This window comes from Sphingomonas sp. MMS24-J13 (genome assembly GCF_044905095.1).
Lineage (GTDB): Bacteria > Pseudomonadota > Alphaproteobacteria > Sphingomonadales > Sphingomonadaceae > Sphingomonas_I.
The window spans coordinates 4,597,766-4,620,518 of sequence record NZ_CP173258.1; the positions used below are offsets into that span (position 1 = coordinate 4,597,766).

General features: G+C 65.3%; 24 protein-coding genes. 13 read left to right on the plus strand and 11 right to left on the minus strand.

All coding sequences use genetic code 11. The features are described from left to right. Nucleotides 1-26: 26 nt before the first annotated feature. Complete coding sequence (locus AB4Z44_RS21515) at nucleotides 27-815, plus strand: CpsD/CapB family tyrosine-protein kinase (protein WP_404711691.1); 789 nt, start codon at nucleotides 27-29, stop codon at nucleotides 813-815. A 107-nt stretch (nucleotides 816-922) separates the two neighbouring features. On the opposite strand, the gene AB4Z44_RS21520 is transcribed toward AB4Z44_RS21515, so the two are convergent. The 7 genes from AB4Z44_RS21520 to AB4Z44_RS21550 all read right to left on the minus strand — a co-directional run bounded on the left by AB4Z44_RS21520 (nucleotide 923) and on the right by AB4Z44_RS21550 (nucleotide 7,112). Beyond that, nucleotides 923-1,837: a hypothetical protein gene (locus tag AB4Z44_RS21520; RefSeq protein ID WP_404711692.1), complete on the minus strand. Its 915-nt coding sequence runs from the start codon at nucleotides 1,835-1,837 to the stop codon at nucleotides 923-925. A gap of 83 nt (nucleotides 1,838-1,920) precedes the next feature. Beyond that, the gene (gene epsI / locus AB4Z44_RS21525) at nucleotides 1,921-2,607 is read right to left on the minus strand and encodes an exosortase-associated protein EpsI, V-type (RefSeq protein WP_404711693.1); all 687 of its coding nucleotides are present in this window, start codon (nucleotides 2,605-2,607) and stop codon (nucleotides 1,921-1,923) included. Next, entirely contained in the window at nucleotides 2,604-3,506 is a 903-nt protein-coding gene (gene xrtV / locus AB4Z44_RS21530) for an exosortase V (protein WP_404711694.1), read from the minus strand. Before xrtV ends, epsI begins: the two co-directional genes overlap by 4 nt. 195 nt (nucleotides 3,507-3,701) lie before the next feature. Next, complete coding sequence (locus AB4Z44_RS21535) at nucleotides 3,702-5,021, minus strand: UDP-glucose dehydrogenase family protein (protein ID WP_404711695.1); 1,320 nt, start codon at nucleotides 5,019-5,021, stop codon at nucleotides 3,702-3,704. A gap of 114 nt (nucleotides 5,022-5,135) precedes the next feature. Further along, nucleotides 5,136-6,071: an L-threonylcarbamoyladenylate synthase gene (locus tag AB4Z44_RS21540; protein WP_404711696.1), complete on the minus strand. Its 936-nt coding sequence runs from the start codon at nucleotides 6,069-6,071 to the stop codon at nucleotides 5,136-5,138. Between the two features lie 35 nt (nucleotides 6,072-6,106). Continuing rightward, nucleotides 6,107-6,454, minus strand: coding sequence for a GntR family transcriptional regulator (locus AB4Z44_RS21545; RefSeq protein ID WP_404711697.1), 348 nt, complete (start codon nucleotides 6,452-6,454; stop codon nucleotides 6,107-6,109). A 79-nt stretch (nucleotides 6,455-6,533) separates the two neighbouring features. After that, complete coding sequence (locus AB4Z44_RS21550; RefSeq protein WP_404714305.1) at nucleotides 6,534-7,112, minus strand: nitroreductase; 579 nt, start codon at nucleotides 7,110-7,112, stop codon at nucleotides 6,534-6,536. A 163-nt stretch (nucleotides 7,113-7,275) separates the two neighbouring features. Between AB4Z44_RS21550 and AB4Z44_RS21555 the strand changes: the two genes are divergently transcribed. The 7 genes from AB4Z44_RS21555 (at nucleotide 7,276) to AB4Z44_RS21585 (ending at nucleotide 14,498) form a co-directional block, all read left to right on the plus strand. Then, a complete protein-coding gene (locus AB4Z44_RS21555; RefSeq protein WP_404711698.1) occupies nucleotides 7,276-9,069 on the plus strand; it encodes a peptide MFS transporter in 1,794 nt (597 codons plus the stop codon). Then, nucleotides 9,056-10,468 carry an amidohydrolase gene (locus AB4Z44_RS21560; protein WP_404711699.1) on the plus strand — a complete coding sequence of 471 codons (1,413 nt, stop codon included), beginning with the start codon at nucleotides 9,056-9,058 and terminating at the stop codon, nucleotides 10,466-10,468. The genes AB4Z44_RS21555 and AB4Z44_RS21560 overlap by 14 nt, the downstream gene beginning before the upstream one ends. After that, on the plus strand, nucleotides 10,465-11,751 hold the full coding sequence (locus AB4Z44_RS21565) for an amidohydrolase family protein (RefSeq protein ID WP_404711700.1): 1,287 nt from the start codon (nucleotides 10,465-10,467) through the stop codon (nucleotides 11,749-11,751). The genes AB4Z44_RS21560 and AB4Z44_RS21565 overlap by 4 nt, the downstream gene beginning before the upstream one ends. A gap of 68 nt (nucleotides 11,752-11,819) precedes the next feature. Continuing rightward, the gene (glmM, locus tag AB4Z44_RS21570) at nucleotides 11,820-13,157 is read left to right on the plus strand and encodes a phosphoglucosamine mutase (RefSeq protein WP_404711701.1); all 1,338 of its coding nucleotides are present in this window, start codon (nucleotides 11,820-11,822) and stop codon (nucleotides 13,155-13,157) included. Next, a complete protein-coding gene (locus tag AB4Z44_RS21575) occupies nucleotides 13,157-13,381 on the plus strand; it encodes a DUF1272 domain-containing protein (RefSeq protein WP_404711702.1) in 225 nt (74 codons plus the stop codon). The genes glmM and AB4Z44_RS21575 overlap by 1 nt, the downstream gene beginning before the upstream one ends. Then, nucleotides 13,378-14,148 (plus strand): bifunctional hydroxymethylpyrimidine kinase/phosphomethylpyrimidine kinase, encoded by a 771-nt coding sequence (gene thiD / locus AB4Z44_RS21580; RefSeq protein ID WP_404711703.1) that lies wholly within the window; start codon nucleotides 13,378-13,380, stop codon nucleotides 14,146-14,148. Before AB4Z44_RS21575 ends, thiD begins: the two co-directional genes overlap by 4 nt. Beyond that, a complete protein-coding gene (locus AB4Z44_RS21585) occupies nucleotides 14,145-14,498 on the plus strand; it encodes a winged helix-turn-helix domain-containing protein (RefSeq protein WP_404711704.1) in 354 nt (117 codons plus the stop codon). The genes thiD and AB4Z44_RS21585 overlap by 4 nt, the downstream gene beginning before the upstream one ends. Here the strand turns inward: AB4Z44_RS21585 and AB4Z44_RS21590 are convergent. After that, nucleotides 14,495-15,973 (minus strand): M28 family peptidase, encoded by a 1,479-nt coding sequence (locus AB4Z44_RS21590; protein ID WP_404711705.1) that lies wholly within the window; start codon nucleotides 15,971-15,973, stop codon nucleotides 14,495-14,497. The two genes, AB4Z44_RS21585 and AB4Z44_RS21590, sit on opposite strands and share 4 nt — an antisense overlap. 161 nt (nucleotides 15,974-16,134) lie before the next feature. Here AB4Z44_RS21590 and modA point away from each other — a divergent pair, with 161 nt between their 5' ends. From modA to AB4Z44_RS21605, 3 genes are read left to right on the plus strand one after another with little or no spacing between them, the layout of a single operon-like run. Then, complete coding sequence (gene modA, locus AB4Z44_RS21595) at nucleotides 16,135-16,881, plus strand: molybdate ABC transporter substrate-binding protein (RefSeq protein WP_404711706.1); 747 nt, start codon at nucleotides 16,135-16,137, stop codon at nucleotides 16,879-16,881. After that, a complete protein-coding gene (modB, locus tag AB4Z44_RS21600; protein ID WP_404711707.1) occupies nucleotides 16,878-17,570 on the plus strand; it encodes a molybdate ABC transporter permease subunit in 693 nt (230 codons plus the stop codon). Before modA ends, modB begins: the two co-directional genes overlap by 4 nt. Further along, on the plus strand, nucleotides 17,560-18,171 hold the full coding sequence (locus AB4Z44_RS21605; RefSeq protein ID WP_404711708.1) for a molybdenum ABC transporter ATP-binding protein: 612 nt from the start codon (nucleotides 17,560-17,562) through the stop codon (nucleotides 18,169-18,171). Before modB ends, AB4Z44_RS21605 begins: the two co-directional genes overlap by 11 nt. Here the strand turns inward: AB4Z44_RS21605 and AB4Z44_RS21610 are convergent. Beyond that, nucleotides 18,110-19,228 (minus strand): AI-2E family transporter, encoded by a 1,119-nt coding sequence (locus tag AB4Z44_RS21610; protein ID WP_404711709.1) that lies wholly within the window; start codon nucleotides 19,226-19,228, stop codon nucleotides 18,110-18,112. The genes AB4Z44_RS21605 and AB4Z44_RS21610 overlap by 62 nt on opposite strands. A 107-nt stretch (nucleotides 19,229-19,335) precedes the next feature. Here AB4Z44_RS21610 and AB4Z44_RS21615 point away from each other — a divergent pair, with 107 nt between their 5' ends. Further along, nucleotides 19,336-19,995, plus strand: a complete 660-nt coding sequence (locus AB4Z44_RS21615) for a ribonuclease HII (RefSeq protein ID WP_404711710.1) — start codon at nucleotides 19,336-19,338, stop codon at nucleotides 19,993-19,995. A 27-nt stretch (nucleotides 19,996-20,022) separates the two neighbouring features. On the opposite strand, the gene folP is transcribed toward AB4Z44_RS21615, so the two are convergent. Both folP and AB4Z44_RS21625 read right to left on the minus strand, forming a co-directional pair. Next, on the minus strand, nucleotides 20,023-21,090 hold the full coding sequence (folP, locus tag AB4Z44_RS21620) for a dihydropteroate synthase (protein ID WP_404711711.1): 1,068 nt from the start codon (nucleotides 21,088-21,090) through the stop codon (nucleotides 20,023-20,025). Between the two features lie 135 nt (nucleotides 21,091-21,225). Continuing rightward, a complete protein-coding gene (locus AB4Z44_RS21625; protein WP_404711712.1) occupies nucleotides 21,226-22,350 on the minus strand; it encodes a site-specific DNA-methyltransferase in 1,125 nt (374 codons plus the stop codon). A 265-nt stretch (nucleotides 22,351-22,615) separates the two neighbouring features. Between AB4Z44_RS21625 and AB4Z44_RS21630 the strand changes: the two genes are divergently transcribed. After that, complete coding sequence (locus AB4Z44_RS21630; protein ID WP_404711713.1) at nucleotides 22,616-22,750, plus strand: aa3-type cytochrome c oxidase subunit IV; 135 nt, start codon at nucleotides 22,616-22,618, stop codon at nucleotides 22,748-22,750. Nucleotides 22,751-22,753 lie beyond the last annotated feature (3 nt).

The window sequence follows — 22,753 nt, forward strand, 5'->3', positions numbered from 1 at the left end:
GTTTGTGTCCCAGGAGCCGCAGTTCAATGATGATCGAGAACAAGGACGCGTCGGTGGCGGACGGTCCACAGATTTTCGCATTGCCCGAGCATTCGCTGAAGGTGGATGTATCGCCCGAACAGCTCGATGCGCAGAATATCGTCGGTTTCCGCAATGCGGATACGCGGGCACGACCCTTCAAGTTGCTGCGCTCGCAACTTCTAAAAATGGCCGAAGACGACGGGATCAAGCTGATCGGCGTCACGTCCGCGGCGCCCAACGTCGGCAAAACCTTCGTCGCGTCGAATCTGGCGGCGGCTATGTCGCGCATCGCCGATCTCAACGTCTATCTCATCGATCTCGATCTGCATCGCCCTGCCATCGCGTCGCGCTTCGGGATCGAAGAGGGCGCGGGCGTGCACGATTACCTGACGGGGGCCGAAGCCGACATGACCGGCATTGCCCGACGCATCAATGACGAGCGGCTGGTGGTCGTTCCGGGCTATCGCCGCGACGTCGCGACCGGCGAATTGCTGACCAGCACGCGCGCCGACGACATGTTCGCCGGGTTGCGTAGCCTGCCTTCCAACACGATCGTGATCATCGATATGCCGCCCATCTTCGCCGACGACGATGCGGTGATCATTGGCCAGCGCGTCGATGGTTTCGTGCTTGTGATCGAGGACGGACGCAGCACGCGCAAGCAGGTGCAGGAGACCGTTCGGATGCTCGCGCCGACGCCTTTCCTGGGAAGCGTGCTGAATCGTTTCCAGAACCAGCTATTCAATGACGAATATGGTTATGGGTTCAGCTACGGCTATGGCGGCTATTATTGATCGGCAAGCGCGACGGCAGGGCGAATGCCTCTTCCTCGCGTTGGAATCGATCCGGATGGCAAAAAAGGGGGAGGCTGATCGCAGCCTCCCCCTTTTCACGTCAGCGGTCAGTTGCCAGGCGCGGGGGACGAACTGCTTGCTGCGCCGGGCGCTGCCGCCGGCGCTGCGGGGACAGCGGACGTCGTCGCCTTACCCGCCGGCGCATTCGGCGGAGGCGCGAAGCCTTCCTGATACGTGATCTTGGCCGAGTTCTTCAGGCCGGTGACCTGCTGGCTCAGCAACTCTTCGAACTTCTGCTGGCGCCATGCCGAGACCGCGCCGGATTTGGCTTGCTGGGGATCGATCTGGATCGGGCGTCGACCGACGACGAGATTGACGGTGATCATGCCGCGATCGGGGATCACGAACGGTTCAGACGGCGGCGAGCTGTTGATGAGCTTGATCAATTGCGTCGGCGCCTGGCCGCTATCGAGGTTGGCATTCCCGCGGACGAACTTGATACCCATCTGTGTCAGGTGGGCTGCGACCGCGTCCATGGTGTGATCGCCTTCGAGAGCCTTCAGCGATTTGATGTCTTTCGGCATCGGGAACCGGATCTGGTCGAGCGAAAGCTGTTCGCGCTGCAGGAAGACGTTGGGGTGATCCGCCATGAACTGGTTGATCTGGGCGTCGGTCGGCACCGGCACCGCTGCCAGCTGCTTCTTTGCGTAAGCCTGGGCAACCAGCGTTTCGTCGATACGCCGCTTGGCGCTGATGAAGTCAGCCGTCTTGTCGAGGCCTTGTTCCGACGCGGCGGCGACGAGCAGTTTGCGCTCGATCACCCGCTGCAGCATTGCGCGCTGTGCTTCCTTCTTGTCGACATTGGCCGGAAGATTGGCCGCGCTGAGCTCGGCGTTGAGCTCCTGCAGCGTCACTTCCTCGCCGTTGACGGTTGCCGCGACCTGTCCCTGCGGCGTCTTCGGCTTGCAGCCGGCAAGTAGCGCCACGGCGCAGATCGCGCCGACCCCAAGATGTTTCATCATATCCAAACTCCCTTGCACCCTCGAAGCCACGTGACCTGTTTTCTCACAATGGCGTTACCGCGCGGCAAACAGGATCGCCAAAATCAGACATTCGGGCCGAGCAATTGTTGACGGCCCTTCGCGCCGATGCTGGCCAGCATCGTGCTGGCGAAGCGTTCCAGCGACTGCTCGGCCTGCGCCGGGTCTTCCGATATCGCCGACAATCGCACAAGCAAGCCATCCGGAATATAGCCCGTCAGGTTGGCGCGCATGACCGCGATGCGCTGCTCGGCCCAACTGACCGGCAGATCGTTGCCGATCCGCGTCCAATACATGACATGCTCGACCCGCGTGTCGCTCTGCGCACTGAAGCGGCGAACCGGAACATGGTGGCCAGGGGCCCATTCCCACGATACTTCGCGTGTCCCGCTCAGCCGGAAGCCCGATGCGGGATAGCAGATTTCCGGCCGATGGATTTGCAGCATCCCGCCCTGGCTGCTGCCATACGCCATCAGCAGCATGATGGGCAGCGCATCGTCGGCGGTGTAGGTTCGCGCAACCTGCTGGTTGTAGAGCAACTGTGCCAGCTGATCTGGTGGCGGCAATACCAGGCCGCCGATCGCCTCTTCATTCCAGCCGCCGATCTGATGCGGCACGATCTTGTCGAGCTCACCATCACCAATCATTCGCAGCTTGGTGCGTGGCGTGCCCGCATAGGTGGTGGCGGCCGTCGCCACGGCCAACCCGCCGAACAGCATATCGCGCCGCGAAGGCCCCTGACCGACGCTCATGCCGGCACCGCCGCCGGACGATGGCTTTCGAGGCGCGTTCGCAGCGGTGAGGCCAGCATGTCGATGCCGAAGATACCCAACAGCGCCACCACGAACATCACCATGCCGGCAAAGCCGTGCAGAAAGCCCTGGGCATAGGCATCGCCGAAGAAATAGGTGATCAGGATCAGCAGCAGCACGCGCACGAAATTTGCGAGCAGCGCCACCGGCACGATCGCAACCATCAGCAGCACGGCATAGCGCCAGTTCGCGTTGTGCCGCATGTAGATATAGAAAAGCCCGATCGCGGACAGGCTGATGATCGAATTGAGGCCCGCGCAGGCGGCGGCGACCAATATGTCATATTGATCGACCTGGATGATCACACCCTTGCGCGCGATCGACATGCCGAAGCCGTCGAGTAACGCGACCGCAGCGCGCGAGATACCGAGCTTGAGCGGTTGGGTGATCGTCGCGACCATGCTGTCGGGCGGCGGAAAGAGAAAGGCGAAATAGACGGTCGGGAACCACATCGTCCGGACGACCTTCCCGCCGCACATGCCGTAGAAGATTGCGACCATCGCGCAGTAAAGGGCCGCGCCTTCCAGTTCGAGCGTCGTGGTAATCCGCGCGACGACGTAGATGAGCAGCGAGGGAAGCAAGACAGCCAGCGTCAACAGGATATTGCCGGGGCGAATCAGCGGCGTCACCTCCTTGCGCAGGGTCATGACCAGCCAGATACCTGTCGCAAGCACGATCGGGCCGTGGGCGCCCTGTTCAGTCGACCAGGATTGGCGCGCGACGTCGATCATCGTCGGCACGATCATCGTCGCCAGGCCAAGATAGAGCAGCCAGTGCGATTGCCACGAACGTGCAGGGCCGGCAGTCGGCTGATCGCTGCCCCGGGCTGCGCCGATCAACCCTCTCTCCATGTGCGACATGATCTATTCCAACTCGAAACACGCGTGGGTCCTGCGCCGATGACATCGGCACGGGCTTGCCAGCCATCGATGCAGCGCTCCGCCCGCGCGCTCCATTCGCCGCCGATACCCGCTTCTGGTGCAACTGCCAACAATAGCCGGTTAAGTATCAATCCGGAGACCGGGTGTCGTCGTTCAACCCTTGGCCGTCGTCTTCCGCCCGATGGCGACATAGGTGAAACCGGCTGCTTCCGCCTCCTCACCCGAATAGATATTACGCATGTCGAACAGCAGCGGCTTCGCCATCAGGGACGCGATGCGCGGCAGATCGAGCCCGCGATAAAGGTCCCATTCGGTGACGATCGCGAGCGCATCCGCGCCCTCGACCGCTTCGTAGGGACCGTCGACCAACTCGACGCCCGGCAGCAGGCCGCGTGCATGTTCCATGCCCTCGGGATCATGCGCGCGGATCTTGACCCCCGAATCCTGCAGTGCCTGGATGATCGACAGCGACGGCGCCTCGCGCATGTCGTCGGTATTGGGCTTGAAGGTCAGGCCCAGCACAGCGACCGTCTTGCCCCGCGGATCGTCGCCAAGGGCCTTCAGCACCTTGCGCCCCATCGCGCGCTTGCGGGTCTCGTTGACCTGGACGACGACATCGACGACGCGGATCGGCGACTGGAAATCCTCCGCGGTCTTGAGCAGCGCCAGCGTATCCTTGGGGAAGCAGGAGCCGCCATAGCCGGGACCGGCATTCAGGAAGCGTGAGCCGATCCGGCTGTCGAGCCCGATGCCGCGCGAAACGTCGCGCACATCGCCGCCGACCGCCTCGCAGAGATCGGCGATCTCGTTGATGAAGGTGATCTTGATCGAGAGGAAGGCGTTGGCGGCATATTTGATCAGTTCGCTCGTGCGGCGTGCCGTATAGACGATCGGCGAGCCATCCTTCTCGATGGGTTCGTATATGCCTGCCATCACGGCGCGGGCATCGTCCTCCTCGGTGCCGATCACGACGCGATCGGGCTTCATGAAATCGCCGATCGCAGCGCCTTCGCGCAGAAATTCGGGGTTCGACGTCACCATGAAGCGGATATCGGGCCGCGCCTCGGTCAGGATGCGCTCGACCTCGTCGCCGGTGCCGACCGGAACGGTCGATTTCGTCACGACCACGAGCTGGCCGGTCGCGGCTGCGGCGATCTCGCGCGTGGCGGCGTAGACGTAGGACAGATCGGCGTGGCCGTCGCTTTTGCGCGATGGCGTGCCGACCGCGATGAACACCGCGTCCACACCGGCCACCCCTTCGGCCAGATCGGTGGTGAAGGCGATGCGGCCGGCCTCGACGTTGCGCTCGACGAGTTCGGCAAGGCCGGGTTCGTAGATCGGCATGATATTCTGTTTCAGCCGCTCGATCTTGCCGGCGTCCTTGTCGACGCAGATCACGTCATGGCCGATTTCAGCGAAGCAGGCACCGGACACGAGGCCAACATAGCCGGTCCCAATCATCGCAATTCGCATAGAAGCTCCGCTTTAGATCGCCTGCTCTGAAGCCCGTGGGATGTCAGGATGCAAGCTCTAACTCGCCCCGGTTCGGTCGGACCGGCCCATTGTCGGATAAAGTCCTAAGTAAATTCAGGCTGCCGCGCGTTTCAGCCGGTCGTTTATGGCCAGTCCCAATCCTCGATCCGGTATCGGTGCGACCGCGATCCGTTCGGCCGGTCCCGCATCGGCGGCATGGAGCAGCCCGAACAAGCGTGCCGCCGCCTCGATCAGATCGCCGTCGGCTGACAGCGAGGCATTGCCGGCAACGGCCCCGAACCCGATCAGCCATTCGTCTGGCGCGGCATCGATGGCGTTCAGGCGCAGCGGCTTGGCGGGAGCGTAATGCTGGAGCATCTGCCCTGGCGCCTCGAGCTTGTCCGATCCCGATCCCGCAATCGGCAGACCCGCCGCCGCAGCCAGTTGCTCGGGCGTGATCGGGCCGGGTCGGAGCAGCCGCAAGCGATCCGCTTCGACCGCGACGATGGTCGATTCGAGCCCGACCGCGCAGGCGCCGCCATCGATCACGAGCGGAATGCGGCCGCCGAGCGAGCGGAGTACATGATCGGCACTGGTCGGGCTGATCGTGCCGCTGGCATTGGCCGATGGTGCCGCCAGTGGCCGCCCGCAGGCAGCGAGCAGATCGCGCATCGCCGGGTGCGCTGGCACGCGTAACGCGACGGTGGCGAGGCCAGCGGTGGTCAGCGCGGCGATCGGCGCACCCGCCCTGAGCGGCGCGACCATCGTCAGCGGACCCGGCCAGAAGGCGTTGGCCAGTCGTATGGCCGGTTCGGGCAGATCGGCCAATGCTTGGGCCGCTGTCAGATCCGGCACATGGACGATCAGCGGATTGAACGACGGACGCCCCTTCGCTGCATAGATGGTCGCGACCGCCTCGCCTTGGGTCGCATCGGCGGCGAGGCCGTAGACCGTCTCCGTCGGCACCGCGACCGGCTGCCCATCCGCGATCAGCCGTGCGGCGCGCGCGATCGTCTCGGGCGAATAAGGAAGGCGTTCGGTCTGAATCATGGTGCAGGTGGGCGCGGCTGATACCGCCGGCTTACTCAGCCCGCCACCCGCTCCAGCAGATCGGCGGGATCGATATCGAGCCGGCGGATGCGTTGCGCGATTTCGGGCCATTCCTCGTCGAGAAACTGTGCGCGCGCCGCGCGGCGCAGGCGATCGGCCGCGCCTTGGTCGACAAACATGCCGATACCGCGGCGGACAGTGACGAGCCCGTCATCCTGAAAGCTCTGATACGCTTTGGCGACGGTCAGCGGATTGGCGCCCTGATCGGCGGCGAAGGCGCGCACCGACGGCAGCGCATCGCCCTCACGGATACGGCCGTCGAGGATCATCGCGACGATTTCGTCACGCAGGCGCAAATAAACGGGGCGATCGGCAGTGGCCATTGTGTCATGCTGACCTAACACAGCATGGCGCGGAGAATCAACCCTTTTGGAGGCTAATCTGAACGCGCGCTTTAAACGACTAGCCGTTCCAGACGGAAGTCACCGCGTCGCGTTCGGGGCGGGGGCGCTCTTCCAGCTCGCGGGTCGGGGTGCCGATGAAGATGAAGCCTGCGATGCGCTCGCCTTCCTTGCCGAATGCATCGCGCACCATCGTCGAATAGCTCGCCCAGCCGGTCAGCCAGCCGCCGACCAGGCCCTCGGCGTGGGTGGCAATGAGCAGGTTCATGCAGGCTGCACCCGCCGACAATTCCTGCTCCCAGATCGGGATGTGGCTGGCATGCGCGGGGGCGGACAAAGCGACGACCAGAGCGGGCGCCTGCAGCGCGAACTGGCGCACCGCCTCCAGCTCGACCTTGCCCGGATCGGGGCGTTCGGCGCGATAGGCGCGCTCGAGCATGGCGGCGAAAGCCTCGCGTTTCTCGCCAGGCACCACCACGAAGCGCCACGGTGCGAGCTTGCCATGATCGGGCACGCGGATCGCGGCCGAGAGGATTCGATCGAGCTGCTCGGGCGTAGGGCCAGGCGCGCCCATGTCGCGCGGCTTGCCCGAGCGGCGGGTGGCGATCAGCGCGGCGGGGGAGGAGAGATCGTTGAACATCGCCACCGCGGTTACCAGCGCCGGGCCATCGTCACAATCGCCACACAAAGTGAGTTCCTGTCCGCGTCGCGCAACAAAATTCTTCACAGAGACAATATTAGCGTTAGTCTCCGGGGTTTCGCGCCTTCGTCCAGGGGCGCCAAGACCTCAAGGAAAGGTCCGTATGGAGACCCCGACCGCCGACTCCCCCGCAGAGCCGGACATCAGCCATATCAATCCGGCGGCGGAGGAGGTCTGGTTCGGGCATCCCCGCCAGCTCGCGCGCCTGTTCACCACCGAAGCGTGGGAGCGTTTCGGCTATTACGGCATGCGGGCGCTGCTGACGCTGTACCTGACCAAGCATTTCCTGTTCTCGGACCAGACCACCAACGGCCTCTACGGCGGCTTCACCGCGCTGGTTTATCTCACGCCGCTGATCGGCGGGCTGATCGCGGACCGCTATCTCGGCTCAAAGAAGTCGGTGAAGTTCGGCGCGCTGGTGATGTCGGCCGGTTATTTCCTGCTCTGCTTCGGCGGGCCGACCGCGACGCCTTATGCCAAGATCGACGGCCAGCGCTACGAAGTGCAGGTTGCCACCGTCGGCGATACCGAGACCCAATATGTGATCGATCATGGTCATCGCCTCGCGGTGAAGGGGCAAGACGACGGCAGCGTCACGCTGACCGACGCTACCGGCGCCGTGCCCGCCCGCACGATCGCCAAAGGCGGCTTCGTGCCGGGCGCGGATCGCTCGGCATTCTATACTTTGCTGACCCTGCTCTCGCTGTCGCTGATCACGATCGGCAACGGCTTCTTCAAGCCCAACATCTCGACGATCGTGGGCAATCTCTATGCAATGGGGGACCGGCGACGCGACGCGGGTTTCACCATCTTCTATATGGGCATCAATCTCGGCTCGCTCTTCTCGCAGATCCTCTGCCCCTATCTGGCGACCGCTTACGGCTGGTGGGTCGGCTTCCTGCTGGCGGCGATCGGCATGCTGATCTCGTTCGCGTTGATCCAGTTCGACGGCGGCAAGCTCGATGGCTATGGGGAGCCGCCCGCGGGCCAGGCCAAGGATCGCTCGCTGCTCATCTATCTCGGCGCGCTGATCGCAGTGCCGATCGCGTTCTTCCTGTTCTGGAACATGATGAACTATGTGAAGCCGCCTTCGGGATCGGGCATCATCGGCTATGTCGCCGCGCTGCCGATCATGGGCAAGGCATTGTTCCTGACCTTCCTGATTTCGATCCCCGGCGTGCTGATCTGGTCGTGGAAGGTCGGCTCTAAGGTCGAGTTCGAGATGATGCTGGCGTCGATCGTCATGGTCGTCTTCAACGTCGTGTTCTGGACCCTGTTCGAGCAGGCCGGTTCGTCGCTGACCCTGTTCGCCGATCGCAACACCGATCTGTCGGTATTCGGCCTCTTCACCATGTCGGCCGGCCAGACTCAATTCTTCAACGCCTTCTTCATCGTGGCGTTGGCGCCACTCTTCTCGATCATGTGGAACGGGCTGGCGAAGAGGGGGCTTGAGCCATCGACTCCGATCAAGTTCGGCATCGCGCTGATCGGCGTCGGCGCAGGCTTCCTCGTCCTGGTATTCGGGTCGCGCTTCGCCGGGCCCGATTTCAAGGTCTCGGTCTGGTGGCTGGCCTTGCTCTATCTGATCCATTCGGCGGCCGAACTTTGTATCTCGCCGGTCGGCCTGTCGATGATCTCGAAGCTCTCGATCGCGCGCATCGTCGGCATGATGATGGGCGTGTGGTTCCTCTCGATCAGCTGTGCGCAATATGTCGCGGGCGTGGTCGCGCAGGTCGCCAGCGTTGAGACGGTGGGCGGGCAGGTCACCAACCTCCAGGTCAGTCTGAACACCTATAGCGGCGTCTTCTGGACGATCGGCCTCGTGGCCGCGGGCATCGGCGTCGTCCTGCTCGCAATCTCCCCGTTCGTGAGGAAGTGGATGAATGGTGTCCAATAAGGCCGTCGCCGCCTGTATCGCGCTGCTTCTGGCGGGCTGCGCCAATACCGCCCCCAAAAGTGCGAGCGCCGCGCCATCGTCCAACCCGCGTGTGCCGGCACCATGGACGACCGATCCCTATCCCTCGACTTATCGCGCCTATCCGGGCGTGCCGACGCTAATCACCAACGTCACCGTGCTCGATGGCGATGGCGGCCGGATCGAGCACGGATCGGTCCTGTTCGCCGACGGCAAGCTGGTGCAGGTCGCCCCATCAATCACGCCGCCCGCCGGCGCGGTCGTGATCGACGGCAGCGGCAAGTGGGTCACGCCGGGCATCATCGATATCCACAGTCATCTCGGCGACTATCCCTCGCCGCAGGTGCAGGCGAACAGCGACGGCAACGAAGCGACCGCGCCGACCACGCCCGAAGTGTGGGCCGAACACAGCGTGTGGCCGCAGGATCCGGGGTTCAGCCGCGCGCTCGCCAATGGCGGCGTCACCACGCTCCAGATCCTGCCCGGATCGGCGAACCTGATGGGCGGCCGATCGGTGGTGCTGAAGAATGTCTACGCCCGCACCGCGCAGGGCATGAAATTCCCCGGCGCGCCCTATGGCTTCAAGATGGCGTGCGGCGAGAATCCCAAGCGCGTCTACGGCGCCAAGGGTCGCGAGCCTTCGACCCGCATGGGCAATATCGCGGTCGATCGCATGACCTGGCAGCGCGCGGTCGAATATAAACGCCGCTGGGACAAATATGAGAAAGATGGCGGCGAACCCCCGACCCGCGACATCGGCATGGATACGCTTGCCGGCGTGCTCGACGGCAAGATCCTCGTTCACAATCATTGCTATCGTGCCGACGAGATCGCCAACGTGATCGATATGTCGAAGGAGTTCGGCTACCACGTCGCCGCCTTCCATCACGGGGTCGAGGCCTATAAGGTCGCGGATCTCTTGAAGGCGAACGGCATCTGCGCTGCCGTCTGGGCCGATTGGTACGGCTTCAAGATGGAAAGCTATGACGGCATTCCGGAAAATCTGGCGCTGCTGGAGAAGGCCGGCGCCTGCGGCATGATCCATTCGGACGATCAGAACGGTATCCAGCGCTTGAACCAGGAGGTCGGCAAGGTGCTATCGTCGGCGCACCATATGGGGATGGATATTCCCGACGAGGTGGCGTGGCGCTGGTTGAGCCTGAACCCGGCCAAGGCGCTCCACATCGACGACAAGACCGGCAGTCTCAAGCCCGGCAAGATGGCGGACGTCGTGTTGTGGAACGGACGGCCGTTCAGCGTCTACACGCGGCCCGAGAAGGTCTGGATCGACGGGGCGTTACTCTACGACATGAACGATCCGAAGCGGCGACCGGTCTCGGATTTCGAACTCGGCCAGCCCGGCGAAGGAGACGTCAAGTGAGGGTGCTCCTGCTCGCGCTGACGGCGCTCGCCCCCGTCCCTGCCGCGGCCGAGACGATCGCCTTCACCAACGGCATGGTCGCGATCGGCGATGGTTCTCAGCCGATCCCCAACGGAACGGTCGTGATCGCCAACGGCCGCGTCACCGCCGCCGGTGCCAACGTGCCTGTCCCTGCCGGCGCCCGCACGATCGATGCCTCGGGCAAATGGATCGCCCCCGGCATCGTGGCCGGCATGACCACCCTCGGCATCGTCGATGGGTATGGCATGGGCGAGACCAACGATGCGAGCGCGCGCAGTTCGCCTTTCTCCGCCGCTATCGATATCGCCCCCGCGCTCGATCCGAGCGGGCAGGGGATCGCGACCGAGCGGATGGGTGGTGTCACCCGCGCGCTCGTCATGCCCGCGGCCGCGAATACGATGTTCGCGGGGCAGGGCGCGGTGATCGACTTGGGGGCGGACGTCGATCCGCTGACCAAAGCGCGCGCTTTTCAATATATCGAACTAGGGGAGACCGCCGCGCAGCGTGGCGGCGGCAGTCGGCCGGCGGCGCATGTGCTGCTGCGGGCTGCGTTGGCTGCGGCGAAGAACCCGGCTCTTGCCGCTGGGCTCGAACGTGATGCGCTGATCACCCGGCAGGATGCGGTGGCGTTGCAGCCGGTGATCGAAGGCAAGATGCCCTTGCTCGTCCATGCCGAGCGCGTGACCGACATTCGTGCCGCGCTCGACCTCAAGCGCGAATTCCCCGCGCTCAAACTGGTGCTGGTCGGCGCAACCGAGGGCTGGCGGATCGCCGGCGACATCGCCGCCGCGCACGTTCCGGTGATCGCGGCGTCGCTGATCGACCTGCCCGAGCAGTTCGAGAATTTGTCGGCCACCCAATCCAATGTCGGCCGCATGACCAGGGCCGGGGTGATGGTCGCGATTTCGACCGTGGATATGTCGGAAGGGCCGTACCAGTCCAAGCTGGCCCAATATGCCGGCAATCTGGTGGCGCTCACCAAGGTGCCCGGCGCATCGGGGCTCGATTGGGGGCAGGCCTTCGCGACGATCACCTCGAAGCCGGCCGCCGCGATCGGCATGGATGGCGAGATCGGCTCGCTCCGCCCCGGCCGCCGCGCCGATGTGGTGGTGTGGGACGGCGATCCGCTGGAACTGTCGTCGGCGCCCGTCGCGATCTATATCGACGGCGTCGCGCAGCCGATGGTCGACCGCCAGACCAGGCTGCGCGATCGCTACGCGACGCCGCAGGAGGGTAAGCTGCCCAAGGCTTACGAACGGTAATTCCCCAAGCCTCTCCCGCGGAAGCGGGAGAGCGCCTATAGGGGCGGTGCAAACAACCGGACGGACTCATGGCACGCAAATATTTCGGCACCGACGGCATCCGTGGGCGCACCAACGAAGGCGCGATGACCGCCGAGATCGCGATGCGGGTCGGGCAGGCGGCGGGGGCGCATTTCTTCCGCGGATCGCACCGCCACCGCGTGCTGATCGGCAAGGATACCCGCCTGTCGGGCTACATGATGGAATCGGCGCTGACCGCAGGCTTCACCAGCGTCGGCATGGATGTGTTGCAGGTCGGCCCGATGCCCACGCCGGCCGTGGCGATGCTCACCCGATCGATGCGCGCCGATCTGGGCGTGATGATCTCGGCCAGCCACAATCCCTATGCGGACAACGGCATCAAATTGTTCGGGCCGGACGGCTACAAATTGTCCGACGAGGACGAGCTGAAGATCGAACATGCGATCGACAATCCGCCGCCGCTCGTCCCCGCCGAGCTGATCGGCCGCGCACGGCGCATCGATGATGCCCAAGGGCGCTATATCTCGGTCGCCAAATCGAGTTTCCCCGATCATCTTCGGCTCGACGGGCTACGCATCGTCATCGATTGCGCCAACGGGGCCGCCTATCGCGTCGCGCCGACCGCCTTGTGGGAATTGGGGGCCGAACTGATCGAACTCGGCGTCAGCCCCAACGGCACCAACATCAACGACAAGGTCGGCTCGACCTCGCCCGAGGCGCTGCAGGCGCGCGTCCTCGAAACCCGCGCCGATATCGGCATCGCGCTCGATGGCGATGCCGATCGCCTGATCGTGGTCGACGATCGCGGGCAGATCGTCGATGGCGATCAGCTGATGGCATTGGTCGCTTGCGCGGCGGTACGCAACGGTACGCTCAAGGGGGACGGGATCGTTGCGACGGTCATGTCGAACCTCGGGCTCGAGCGCTTCCTGTGGGGGCAGGGTATCGCGCTCCACCGCACGCCGGTGGGCGATCGCTATGTGGTCGAGGCGATGCGTGCCGGCGGCTACAATGTCGGCGGCGAGCAATCGGGGCATATCGTGCTGGCCGACCATGCCACCACCGGCGACGGCCTGATCGCCGCGCTGCAGGTGCTGGCCGAACTGGTCGCCCGCAAGCAGCCGGCGCATCAGGTGCTGCACCTGTTCGATCCGCTGCCGCAACTTCTCAAGAATGTCCGCTTCACCGGTGGCAAGCCGCTGGAGGACGCGAAGGTCAGGGCGGTGATCGCCGATGCCGAACAGGAACTGGGCAGCACCGGCCGCCTCGTCATCCGCAAATCGGGCACCGAACCGCTGATCCGCGTGATGGCCGAGGGCGAGGACGAGGCTTTGGTCGGCAAGGTGGTCGACAGCATCTGCGATGCGGTGCGCAAGGCCGCGTGATGCTGGCGATGCGCCCCGATTGCGAACGTTGCGGACGCGATCTTCCGGCCGATCAGCTTGGTGCGATGATCTGCTCGTTCGAATGCACGTTCTGCGGGCCTTGCGCGGACACGATGGACCGGATTTGCCCCAATTGCGGCGGCGGCTTCGGGGAGCGGCCGACCCGCGTCGGTGAAATGCTGGCGCGCAATCCGGCCGATACGCAGCGCCGTTACACGCCATGATCCCGCGCGTGCTGGCGATCGCCGGCTCGGATTCGGGCGGCGGCGCCGGCATCCAGGCGGATATCAAGACGATCATGATGCTTGGCGGTCACGCCATGACCGCGATCACTGCGATCACGGCGCAGAACACGCTCGGCGTAACCGGCGTGATGCCGGTGCCGACCGACATGGTGCTGGCACAGATCGATGCCGTGGCGAGCGACATCGGGGTCGATGCGATCAAGATCGGGATGATCGGATCGGCCGAGACGGCCGCTGCAGTGGCGGATTGGTTGGAGCGGGTGGACATGCCGGTCGTGCTCGATCCCGTCATGGTCGCAACAAGCGGGGCGTCGCTTGCCGATGCCGCGACGATTGCAGCGCTCAAGCGATTAATGGCGCTGGCCCGGCTCACCACGCCGAATCTACCCGAGCTCGAGGCGCTGGGAGGCATCGATCTGCTGACAAACCGCGGCGAGACCATATTGGTCAAGGGCGGCCATGCCGAAGGCGAAGAGGTGGTCGATCGCCTGATCGGGCCCTCGGGCGAGATCGCGGTCTGGCGTGGATCGCGCATACACACGCGACATTCGCATGGCACGGGCTGCACATTGTCGAGCGCGATCGCCACGGGCTTGGGCTCGGGACTGAGTCTGGTGGATGCGATCGGCCAGGCGGGGGATTATGTTCGCGCGGCTATGCTGGCTGCGCCTGCATTCGGCGAGGGGCATGGGCCGATGGGCCACGGACTGGGAAAAGCCCATTTCCAAGGGGAAAAGCGAGCATGACCGCCAAGCTCAAGCTCAAGGCGCAACTCTTTGCGGGCGAGGAGATCGCGATCGGGCCGGGCAAGGCGGCCTTGCTGGAGGCGATCATCGAGCATGGCTCGATCTCGGCCGCCGGCCGCGCGCTCGGCATGAGCTATCGCCGCGCATGGCTCCTCGTCGATGTCATGAACCGCTGCTGGGGCTCCCCGCTGGTCGAAACCACGGCCGGTGGCGCGCACGGCGGTGGCGCGCGGGTGAGTGCCGCCGGGAAGACGGTGCTGGCCGCCTATCGTGCGCTGGAAGCGAAGCTCGCCGTGACGAGCGGCGCGGCGGAGGAACTGGCTTCGCTATCGGCGATGCTGCGCGCCTAAGGCTTCGGCCGATATGGGCTGGACGGCGCCCAAACCGGCGACCCGTCCGTGTCTGCGACGCGATCCACCAGTGCATAGAAGAAGCGGTTGAAGTCCGCCGCAGCCTTCCAGTCGATCGCCTGCTTCAGATCGTCCTGCGGGCGGTGATAGCCTTCGCGATACCAGCGCCGGTAGATCGCCTCGCTCGGCGTCCCCGGTTTGTAGCCGAACACGAAATTGACCGCGGGAATCCCGGCGCGGAGAAAATTCCAGTGGTCGGCGCGCTGGATCAGGTTGCGTGCGGGTTCGGGATCAAGCTGGACCTGGATGCCGAGCTTATTGGCCACGGCACGGGCGTCGCCGCCCAGCGTCGAATCCTCGAGTCCATGGACGGTCATCAACGCGAGCGGGAAGATCGGCCGCAACTGATCGAGATTGATGTCCGCCGCGAAATGGGCGTGCCCCGCCGGACGATGCGCGACCAGCCAGCGCGATCCCCACAAGCCCTTCTCCTCGCCGGTCAGCGCGGCGAAGATGATCGGGTGGCGATAGCCCTTGCCGGCGCGGTGCACGGCCAGTTGCGTCAACAGCGCGACATAGGCGGCATCGTCGAGCGTGCCATTGTAAAGCCCGTCGCCCTTGACCGGCTGGCCATGACCATAGCCGTCGAGATGTGCGGTCAGCACGATCGGCTCGTCCGCCAGCGCCGGATCGGTGCCGGGCAGCAGGGCGACGACGTTGGCGGACGTCAGTGTCCGGCGGGTGATCGTGAAACGCGCCCGCATTCGGCCAGGCACGTCGAATGCCGGCAGCGGCCCGCCCTCGCTGCCCGCCCGGATGAGTGCTGCGGCATCCTGACCGCTGCCGGCGATCAGCGTGTCCAGCGCATCGGCGTTGAGCGAGAAGGTCGCGATGGGCGGTTTCGCCGGCGGCGATCCGGCGATCCACACTTCGCGGGCATAGGCGGCGGGCCAGCGCGGCGGCTCGATCGTGAAGCCGGGATCGGCGATCGTTGCGATCCCGGCCGCGCCGGCCTGCGCGGCTGCGTTCACCCGGTCGGCGGCGCTCGGCATGTCGTCGCGGCGCGAGCCATGGCAGATGACAAGCTTGCCGCGCACGTCCCCGATCTGATCGGGCCGGCAATAGCCGCGATAGGCGATCGGGGCATCGAATGTTGGGCCGACGCTGCTGGCCGTGACGGTGATGTCGGAAAGGAAAGCGAGGCGCTTGCCGTTTGCGGTGATGGCGGCCTGCGTCACGGCGATTTCTTCGAACGGGATCTGCTGGAACCAGCCGCCATTGTCGCCGATCGGTTTCAGCCCGGCGGCCGTCCATTTCTTCGCGACCAACGCCGCGGCGCGGTCATAGCCTGGCGAGCCGGTGTCACGGCCTTCCATCGCGTCGTTGGAGAGTTCGCCGGTCGTGTGCCACCAAGCGGCGGTGTCAGCGTCGAGCGGCACCTGAAGCAAAGCCAATACGATTGCGGCAAGCGTCATTGTCGATCCCCGAGCACGATCTGGCCGTCATGGCAGGTCGGGTCACCGGTGCAAATCCTTCCTGCGCCATCGTGGAGGCATCAATTTAATTCCACTCGTTTGCTAGCGACTTGCCGCCTGACGCAATATACGTGGAGATATAGCGTCTGTCGGAGAGCCCAATGCGTCGTTTCCTGCTTCTGTGTCTCGCCTTCCTCGCGACGCCGGCATTCGCCGCGCCCCCGCTCGTGCTCGCGGCCGCGAGCCTGCAGGAATCGCTGAACGCCGCTGCCAATGCCTGGGCGGCGCGCAAGCATGACCGGCCGATCTTGTCCTTCGCGGCCTCGTCCGCGCTCGCGCGCCAGATCGATGCGGGCGCGCCGGCGGACATCTTCATCTCGGCTGACGAACCGTGGATGGACGACGTCACCAGGCATAACCTCGTCAAGCCGGGTACGCGCGTGTCGTTCCTCGCCAACCGGCTGGCGCTGGTGGCGCCGGTCGCGCAGGCCAGGCCGGTGACGATCAAGCCGGGCTTCCCGCTCGCGCAGATGATCGGCAACGGCAAGATCGCGATGGGCGAACCCAATTCGGTGCCCGCCGGCAAATATGGCAAGGAAGCCCTGACGAAGCTCGGCGTATGGAACGCCGTCGGCCCCAAAGTGGCGAGCGCCGACAATGTCCGCTCCGCCCTGGCCCTGGTCGAGCGCGGCGAGGCGCCCTACGGCATCGTCTATGCGACCGACGCAATCGCATCGAAAGGCGTCAGGGTCGTCGGCGTCTTCCCCGAGAGCAGCCACGCGCCGATCACCTACCCGATCGCGGTGCTGACCGCATCGACCAGCGCGGACGCGGAGGGCTTCCGCCGGTTCCTGATTTCCGGCACGGGCAAGGCCATCTTCAAGAAATATGGTTTCGCCACCAAGTGACCCTGACGCCCGACGATTGGGAGGTCATCGCCCTCTCGCTCAGAATCGCGATCGTCGCGGTGCTCATGGTGCTGCCGTTCGCGTTCGGCCTTGCCTATCTGCTCGCCCGTGGACGTTTCCCCGGGCGGACCTTGCTGGATGCGATCGTCCATCTGCCGCTGGTGCTACCGCCGGTGGTGACCGGCTGGCTCCTGCTGATCGCGTTCGGGCGGACCGGGCCGATCGGCGGCTGGCTCGAACGCTGGTTCGGGATCACGGTGATGTTCCGCTGGACCGGCGCGGTGATCGCCGCTGCGGTGATGGCACTGCCTTTGATGGTGCGCGCGATGCGGCTGTCGATCGAGGCGGTCGACCGGCGGCTGGAGGGCACGGCCCGCACGCTCGGCGCCGGGCCGTGGCGCACCTTCTTCACGATCACCCTGCCGTTGTCGCGCGCCGGGGTGATTGCCGGGCTGGTGCTGGGCTTCGCGCGCTCGCTCGGCGAGTTCGGCGCGACGATCAGTTTCGTCTCGAACATTCCGGGCCAGACCCGTACCCTGCCGATCGCGATCTATACCGCCTTGCAGGTGCCGGGGGGCGAGGGCGTCGTTACGCGGCTGGCGATCATCTCGGTGATCCTTTCGCTCGGTGCCTTGGTCGCGTCCGAACTGATCGTCCGCACGCAGGCGGCGCGTGCGCATGTCCTTTGAAGTCGATGTCGCGAAAAAGCTGGGCGACGTCGAATTGGCCTTTGCTTTCTCGGCGGGGCCGGGGCTGACGGCTTTATTCGGGCCGTCAGGCGCCGGCAAGACCAGCATTCTCAACATGATCGCCGGGCTGCTCCGCCCCGATCGCGGTCGCATCGTCGTTGCCGGCGAGACCCTGTTTGACGAGGGCATCGATCTCCCGCCCGAGCGCCGCCATGCCGGCTACGTCTTTCAGGATGGGCGGCTGTTTCCGCATCTCAAGGTGCGCGCCAATCTGCTCTACGGGGCGCGCCGCGGCTTAGGTTTGATCGCGCTGGACGAAGTCGTCGCGCTGCTCGGGATCGGGCATTTGCTCGATCGCTGGCCGCGCACGCTATCGGGCGGGGAGGGGCAGCGCGTCGCGATCGGCCGGGCCTTGCTCTCCAACCCGCGCTTCCTGCTGATGGACGAGCCGCTCGCCTCGCTCGATTCGGCGCGCGCGGAGGAGATCATGGGAATGATCGAGCGTATCCGGGACGATCTGAAGCTGCCGATCCTCTACGTCAGTCACAATCGGGCGGAGGTGGATCGCATGGCGACACAGGTTGTACCAATCCATCGATGATGCCGTCCGCGAAATAGTCGCGCCACAACAGGATCAGGGTCGCCATCGCCGCCGGGCCGACGAACAGGCCCAGCAGCCCCAGCGTCTCGACGCCGCCCAGGATGCCGATCAGCACCCACAGGAACGGGAGGCGGGTCGCGCTGCCGATCAGCACGGGGCGGAACACATGATCGGCGATCGCCACCACGACCATGCCGATCGCGAACACCGCAATCGCCCAGCCGATCGATCCTGCACCGACCAGGAGCGCCGACGCGACGCCGAACAGGACAGCGGCACCGAACGGGATCATCGCGGCCACGGCGGTCAAAGTGCCGAGCAGCAGCGGGTGGGGCACCCCGGCGATCAGGTAGACGATCGCCATTACCGCGCCTTCGGCGATGCCGACCAGCACCAGCCCGTCGATCGTGCCGCGTACCGACAGGATCAATTGATGTCCGATCCGCCCGCCCGACGGGCCGAACACGCGCGCCGCCGCGGTCCGCAGCTGCGCGACCAGCAGATCGCGGTCGCGCAGCAGGAAGAAGAGGGCGATCAAGGTGAAGGTGAAGACCACCGCGCGGTGGATCAGCCCCTTGCCGACCAGCTGCGAGTGCTGGAGCAGCATCGATGTTCGGAAGGCATGGAATTGCTGCGCCGCCTCGGGCGTGCCCAGATTTTGCTGCCACCAGACCGACATCTCGTTGGCCATCGGTAGATGCTTGAGGATTTCGGGCTCGGGCACGCCATTGGCGCGGACGTTGGCCCACCACTCGATCAGCACATGCGCCTCGCGCGCCGCCTCGATGATGCCGAGCGCAAGCGGGGCGAGCACCAGCAACGCGATAAGCAGGGTCGCGGTGGCAGGAAGCAGCGCCTTGCGCCCGCCCGGCCAGCGGCATTCGGCGCGCGTGTAGAGCGGATCGATCGCAATGCCGATGATCGCTGCCCAGATGAGCGCCGGCAGGAAGGTCGCGCTCAGCCACAGCCCGAACGAGGCCAATGCCACCGACAGCACCAATTTGGCCTGACGCTGACGGCGGGCGCGCGGGTCGATCGGTTCGGCCAGGGAATCCATGTGGCGTTCCTGCGCCGGGCGTTCGGCGGGCGCAAGGCTTGTGGATCATGGGGAATAATCGTGGGTGATGGATGACGCCGCCGATCGCGCATGGCATGATGGCGTCCGTGCCTGAACGCAAACCGATCCTCCGCCCCTTCGCCCGTAAACGCGCCAGCCTGTTTCCGCCGGTGATCGGCTGTGACGAGGTCGGGCGCGGCGCTCTGTGCGGCCCGGTGGTGGTGTGCGCGGTGTGGTTCGAGCCCGAGGCTTTGCCGAAGGGCGTGCTCGGCCGGCTCGATGATTCGAAACGGATCGATCATGCCGAGCGCGAGCAACTCTATCCGCTCATCGCCAAGGCCGCCCGCATCAGTTTCGCCGCGCGATCGGCGCGCTACATCGACGTCTACAATATCCGGAACGCGACCTTGCAGGCGATGACGCAGGCGGTGACCCGGCTGGAGATCGACGCGCCGGTGCGTATCGACGGGATCGATGTCCCGCGCGGGCTTGCCGGGGATGCCCTCGCCGTCGTGAAGGGTGACGGCAAGGTTCCCCAGATCGCCGCAGCATCGATCATGGCCAAGGTACTGCGTGATCGGCTGATGGCGCGGCTCGCGCAGCGACATGTCCATTATCGCTGGGAGCAGAATGCTGGCTACGGCACCAAGGCTCATCGCGACGCGATCGTTACCCATGGCCATACGCGTCATCACCGCCGCTCGTTCGGCGATCTGTTCGAACTGCTGGCTGGGGACAAGGCGATGGTGGCGCTCGACGCGGAATAGCGTCGCCCGACGACCGCCGGGCTTCCTCTACACGGGTGACAACGCCTCATCGCGCAGCCCGCGCCAGATGCGAGTCGCCTGGACCGTCTCGAACGCGTCGTGGACGCGCAGCAACTGAACCCCCTGCGCCGCACCGGCGAGTGCGGTCGCGATCGATCCACCGAGACGCTTCTCGACCGGCGCTTCGCCATTCAGCGCGCCGATGAAGGTCTTGCGGCTCGCGCCGAGCAGGATCGGGCAGCCGAGGCCGTGGAGCAACGACAGGCCGTTGATCAGCGCGAGATTGTCGCGGACGCTCTTGCCGAAACTGCCCGCGCCGAGCCCTGGATCGACGATGATATTGGCACGATCGACGCCGGCCGCGACCGCGGCTTCGATCCGTGCCTCGAGCCAGTCATAGACCTGGATCAGCACGTCGGTCCGCGTATCGGGCTTGGGGCGGTGGTGCATCAGCACGATCGGGCAGCCGCGCTCCGCCACCACCTGCATCGCGCGCTCGTCGTAGGTAAGCGCCGAGACGTCGTTGACGATCGCCGCGCCGGCATCGAGCGCGGCCTCCATCACCGCTGCCTTGCGCGTATCGATCGAGACGGCCGCGCCCGCCGCCGCCAGCCGCTCGATCGTGGGCACGACGCGGGCGATCTCGTCGCCTTCCCACACCGTCGCGGCGCCGGGGCGGGTCGATTCGCCGCCGACGTCGAGGATTGCAGCCCCCGCCTCCAGCATCCGCATCCCCGCCTCGGCCGCGCCCGCCGGATCGCCGACATGCTGCCCCCCATCGGAGAAGCTGTCCGGCGTGACGTTGAGGATCGCCATCACCTGCGGTTGATCGAGCGGGACCGTGCGGTGCGCAAGCTTGATTGGGGGACGAGGGGCGGTGATGCGGGCGAGGATGGCGTGGCCTGCCTCGTCGAGTTCGGCATCGATCCGTTCGACCGGGACCAGTTCCTGCCGAACCCGCTGTCCATTCTCGACCGCGATCAATTCGATCGCGGAGAACCAGATGAGCCCGCCGGCGAGGCGCAGCACCTGGCCGTCATGCCCGAACGGCGCGTCGACGTAGCCGGTGGGGCGGAGGTAGAGGCGAGCAGTCAAGAAATCCTCCCCGGTACGGGGAGGGGGACCAGCCGCAGGCTGGTGGAGGGGGCCCTCCGCGAGCGCTGCGTCTGCCGGGGGGCCCCTCCACCGCTCTTCGAGCGGTCCCCCTCCCCGTACCGGGGAGGATTTAGATTAAACAAATTCCGCCAGATGCCGCTGCCGCAGTGCATCGATCGCCACCAGCGCGCCGGCTTCCTCGATATGCCAGAAGGTCCAGCCGTTGCACGATGGTGCACCCTGCAGCAGTGCGCCCAGGCGGTGGATCGATCCGCCCTGCGTCTCGCACACGAGCGATCCGTCGGCTTTCACTTCGGCGCTCCAGCGGCGCTTGACGTCCATCAGGATCGTGCCCGGCGCGACCATGCCATTCTCGACCAGCAGGCCGAACGCGACGCGCGGCTGGGAGGCCTTCTCCGGCACGCCCACCATCGCGCTCTCGTCGAGCGGCAGGGTCGAATGGATGCGCGCCTGCGCTGCCTCGACATATTTGCTCTCGCGTTCGATCCCGATCCAGCGCCGCCGCAGCCGCCGCGCGACCGCCCCGGTCGTGCCAGTGCCGAAGAAGGGATCGAGCACGATGTCGCCCGGCTTGGTCGCTGCCAGCAGCACCCGATAGAGCAGGGATTCGGGCTTCTGGGTCGGATGGGTCTTGTGCCCGTCATCGTCCTTCAGCCGCTCCGCGCCCGAGCAGATCGGCAGGCTCCAGTCGGAGCGCATCTGCACGTCGTCGTTCAGCCCCTTCATCGCGCGATAATTGAAGGTGTAGCGCGCTTTCTCGCTCTTCGAGCACCAGATCATCGTCTCGTGCGCATTGGTGAAGCGCGTGCCCTTGAAATTGGGCATCGGGTTGGCCTTGCGCCAGACGATATCGTTGAGGATCCAGAAGCCCGCATCCTGCAGCGCCGCCCCGACCCGGAAGATGTTGTGGTAGCTGCCGATCACCCAGAGCGTGCCGTCATCCTTCAGGATACGGCGCGCCTCGTGCAGCCAGGCGCGGGTGAAGCGATCATAGGCTTCGAAGCTGTCGAACCGATCCCAATGATCCATCACGGCATCCACCTTGCCGCCCTCGGGCCGGTGGAGATCGCCGCCGAGCTGGAGGTTGTAGGGCGGATCGGCGAAGATCATGTCGATCGATTTGTCGGGCAAGGCCGCCATTTCGGCGACGCAATCGCCCCGCAGGATGGTGTCGAGCGGCAACAGCGCAAGCGCCGGCCGCGCCTCCGCAGGCTTCCTCAATGCGCGCACAATCCCCATTCGGGCGTCCCCCGGCCAAACCAACGCGTATGGTTGAGTCCTCGATCGCGTGGGGTCAAGCCTTGAAAATCCGCCATTTCCGTGCGGGGGTTTCGCGCGGCATATCCTGTGGATAACTTTATCCACAGGATATGGAGTCTCGGGCGGCCGATAGACTCAACCCCTAGTGGTGTTGCCAGAAAGACTCGTGCCGTCACGATCTGCGCTTGAGGCCGCGCCAAGCTCCGGCTAATCAGCAGCGGAACAGTTACGGGGACGATCAAGCATGGCCGATCATGGCGCGCCGATGGATATGCCTGCACACCAAGCCACCTATTCAGGCTTTCTCACCGTTTTCAAATATGGTGCGATCGCCGCCTTCGCCATTGGTGCGATCGTCGTCCTGATCATTGCGCGCTGATAG

Excerpts from the sequence above, each read along its gene's own strand:
- AB4Z44_RS21545 (WP_404711697.1), bottom strand. The coding sequence starts at position 6,454 with ATGGCCACTGCCGATCGCCCCGTTTATTTGCGCCTGCGTGACGAAATC.
- AB4Z44_RS21560 (WP_404711699.1), top strand. The coding sequence starts at position 9,056 with ATGGTGTCCAATAAGGCCGTCGCCGCCTGTATCGCGCTGCTTCTGGCG.
- AB4Z44_RS21610 (WP_404711709.1), bottom strand. The coding sequence starts at position 19,228 with ATGGATTCCCTGGCCGAACCGATCGACCCGCGCGCCCGCCGTCAGCGT.
- glmM (WP_404711701.1), top strand. The coding sequence starts at position 11,820 with ATGGCACGCAAATATTTCGGCACCGACGGCATCCGTGGGCGCACCAAC.
- AB4Z44_RS21555 (WP_404711698.1), top strand. The coding sequence starts at position 7,276 with ATGGAGACCCCGACCGCCGACTCCCCCGCAGAGCCGGACATCAGCCAT.
- epsI (WP_404711693.1), bottom strand. The coding sequence starts at position 2,607 with ATGAGCGTCGGTCAGGGGCCTTCGCGGCGCGATATGCTGTTCGGCGGG.
- AB4Z44_RS21630 (WP_404711713.1), top strand. The coding sequence starts at position 22,616 with ATGGCCGATCATGGCGCGCCGATGGATATGCCTGCACACCAAGCCACC.
- AB4Z44_RS21585 (WP_404711704.1), top strand. The coding sequence starts at position 14,145 with ATGACCGCCAAGCTCAAGCTCAAGGCGCAACTCTTTGCGGGCGAGGAG.
- AB4Z44_RS21535 (WP_404711695.1), bottom strand. The coding sequence starts at position 5,021 with ATGCGAATTGCGATGATTGGGACCGGCTATGTTGGCCTCGTGTCCGGT.
- AB4Z44_RS21515 (WP_404711691.1), top strand. The coding sequence starts at position 27 with ATGATGATCGAGAACAAGGACGCGTCGGTGGCGGACGGTCCACAGATT.
- AB4Z44_RS21605 (WP_404711708.1), top strand. The coding sequence starts at position 17,560 with ATGTCCTTTGAAGTCGATGTCGCGAAAAAGCTGGGCGACGTCGAATTG.
- AB4Z44_RS21575 (WP_404711702.1), top strand. The coding sequence starts at position 13,157 with ATGCTGGCGATGCGCCCCGATTGCGAACGTTGCGGACGCGATCTTCCG.
- thiD (WP_404711703.1), top strand. The coding sequence starts at position 13,378 with ATGATCCCGCGCGTGCTGGCGATCGCCGGCTCGGATTCGGGCGGCGGC.
- AB4Z44_RS21590 (WP_404711705.1), bottom strand. The coding sequence starts at position 15,973 with ATGACGCTTGCCGCAATCGTATTGGCTTTGCTTCAGGTGCCGCTCGAC.
- AB4Z44_RS21625 (WP_404711712.1), bottom strand. The coding sequence starts at position 22,350 with ATGGGGATTGTGCGCGCATTGAGGAAGCCTGCGGAGGCGCGGCCGGCG.
- AB4Z44_RS21520 (WP_404711692.1), bottom strand. The coding sequence starts at position 1,837 with ATGATGAAACATCTTGGGGTCGGCGCGATCTGCGCCGTGGCGCTACTT.
- modA (WP_404711706.1), top strand. The coding sequence starts at position 16,135 with ATGCGTCGTTTCCTGCTTCTGTGTCTCGCCTTCCTCGCGACGCCGGCA.
- AB4Z44_RS21540 (WP_404711696.1), bottom strand. The coding sequence starts at position 6,071 with ATGATTCAGACCGAACGCCTTCCTTATTCGCCCGAGACGATCGCGCGC.
- AB4Z44_RS21550 (WP_404714305.1), bottom strand. The coding sequence starts at position 7,112 with ATGTTCAACGATCTCTCCTCCCCCGCCGCGCTGATCGCCACCCGCCGC.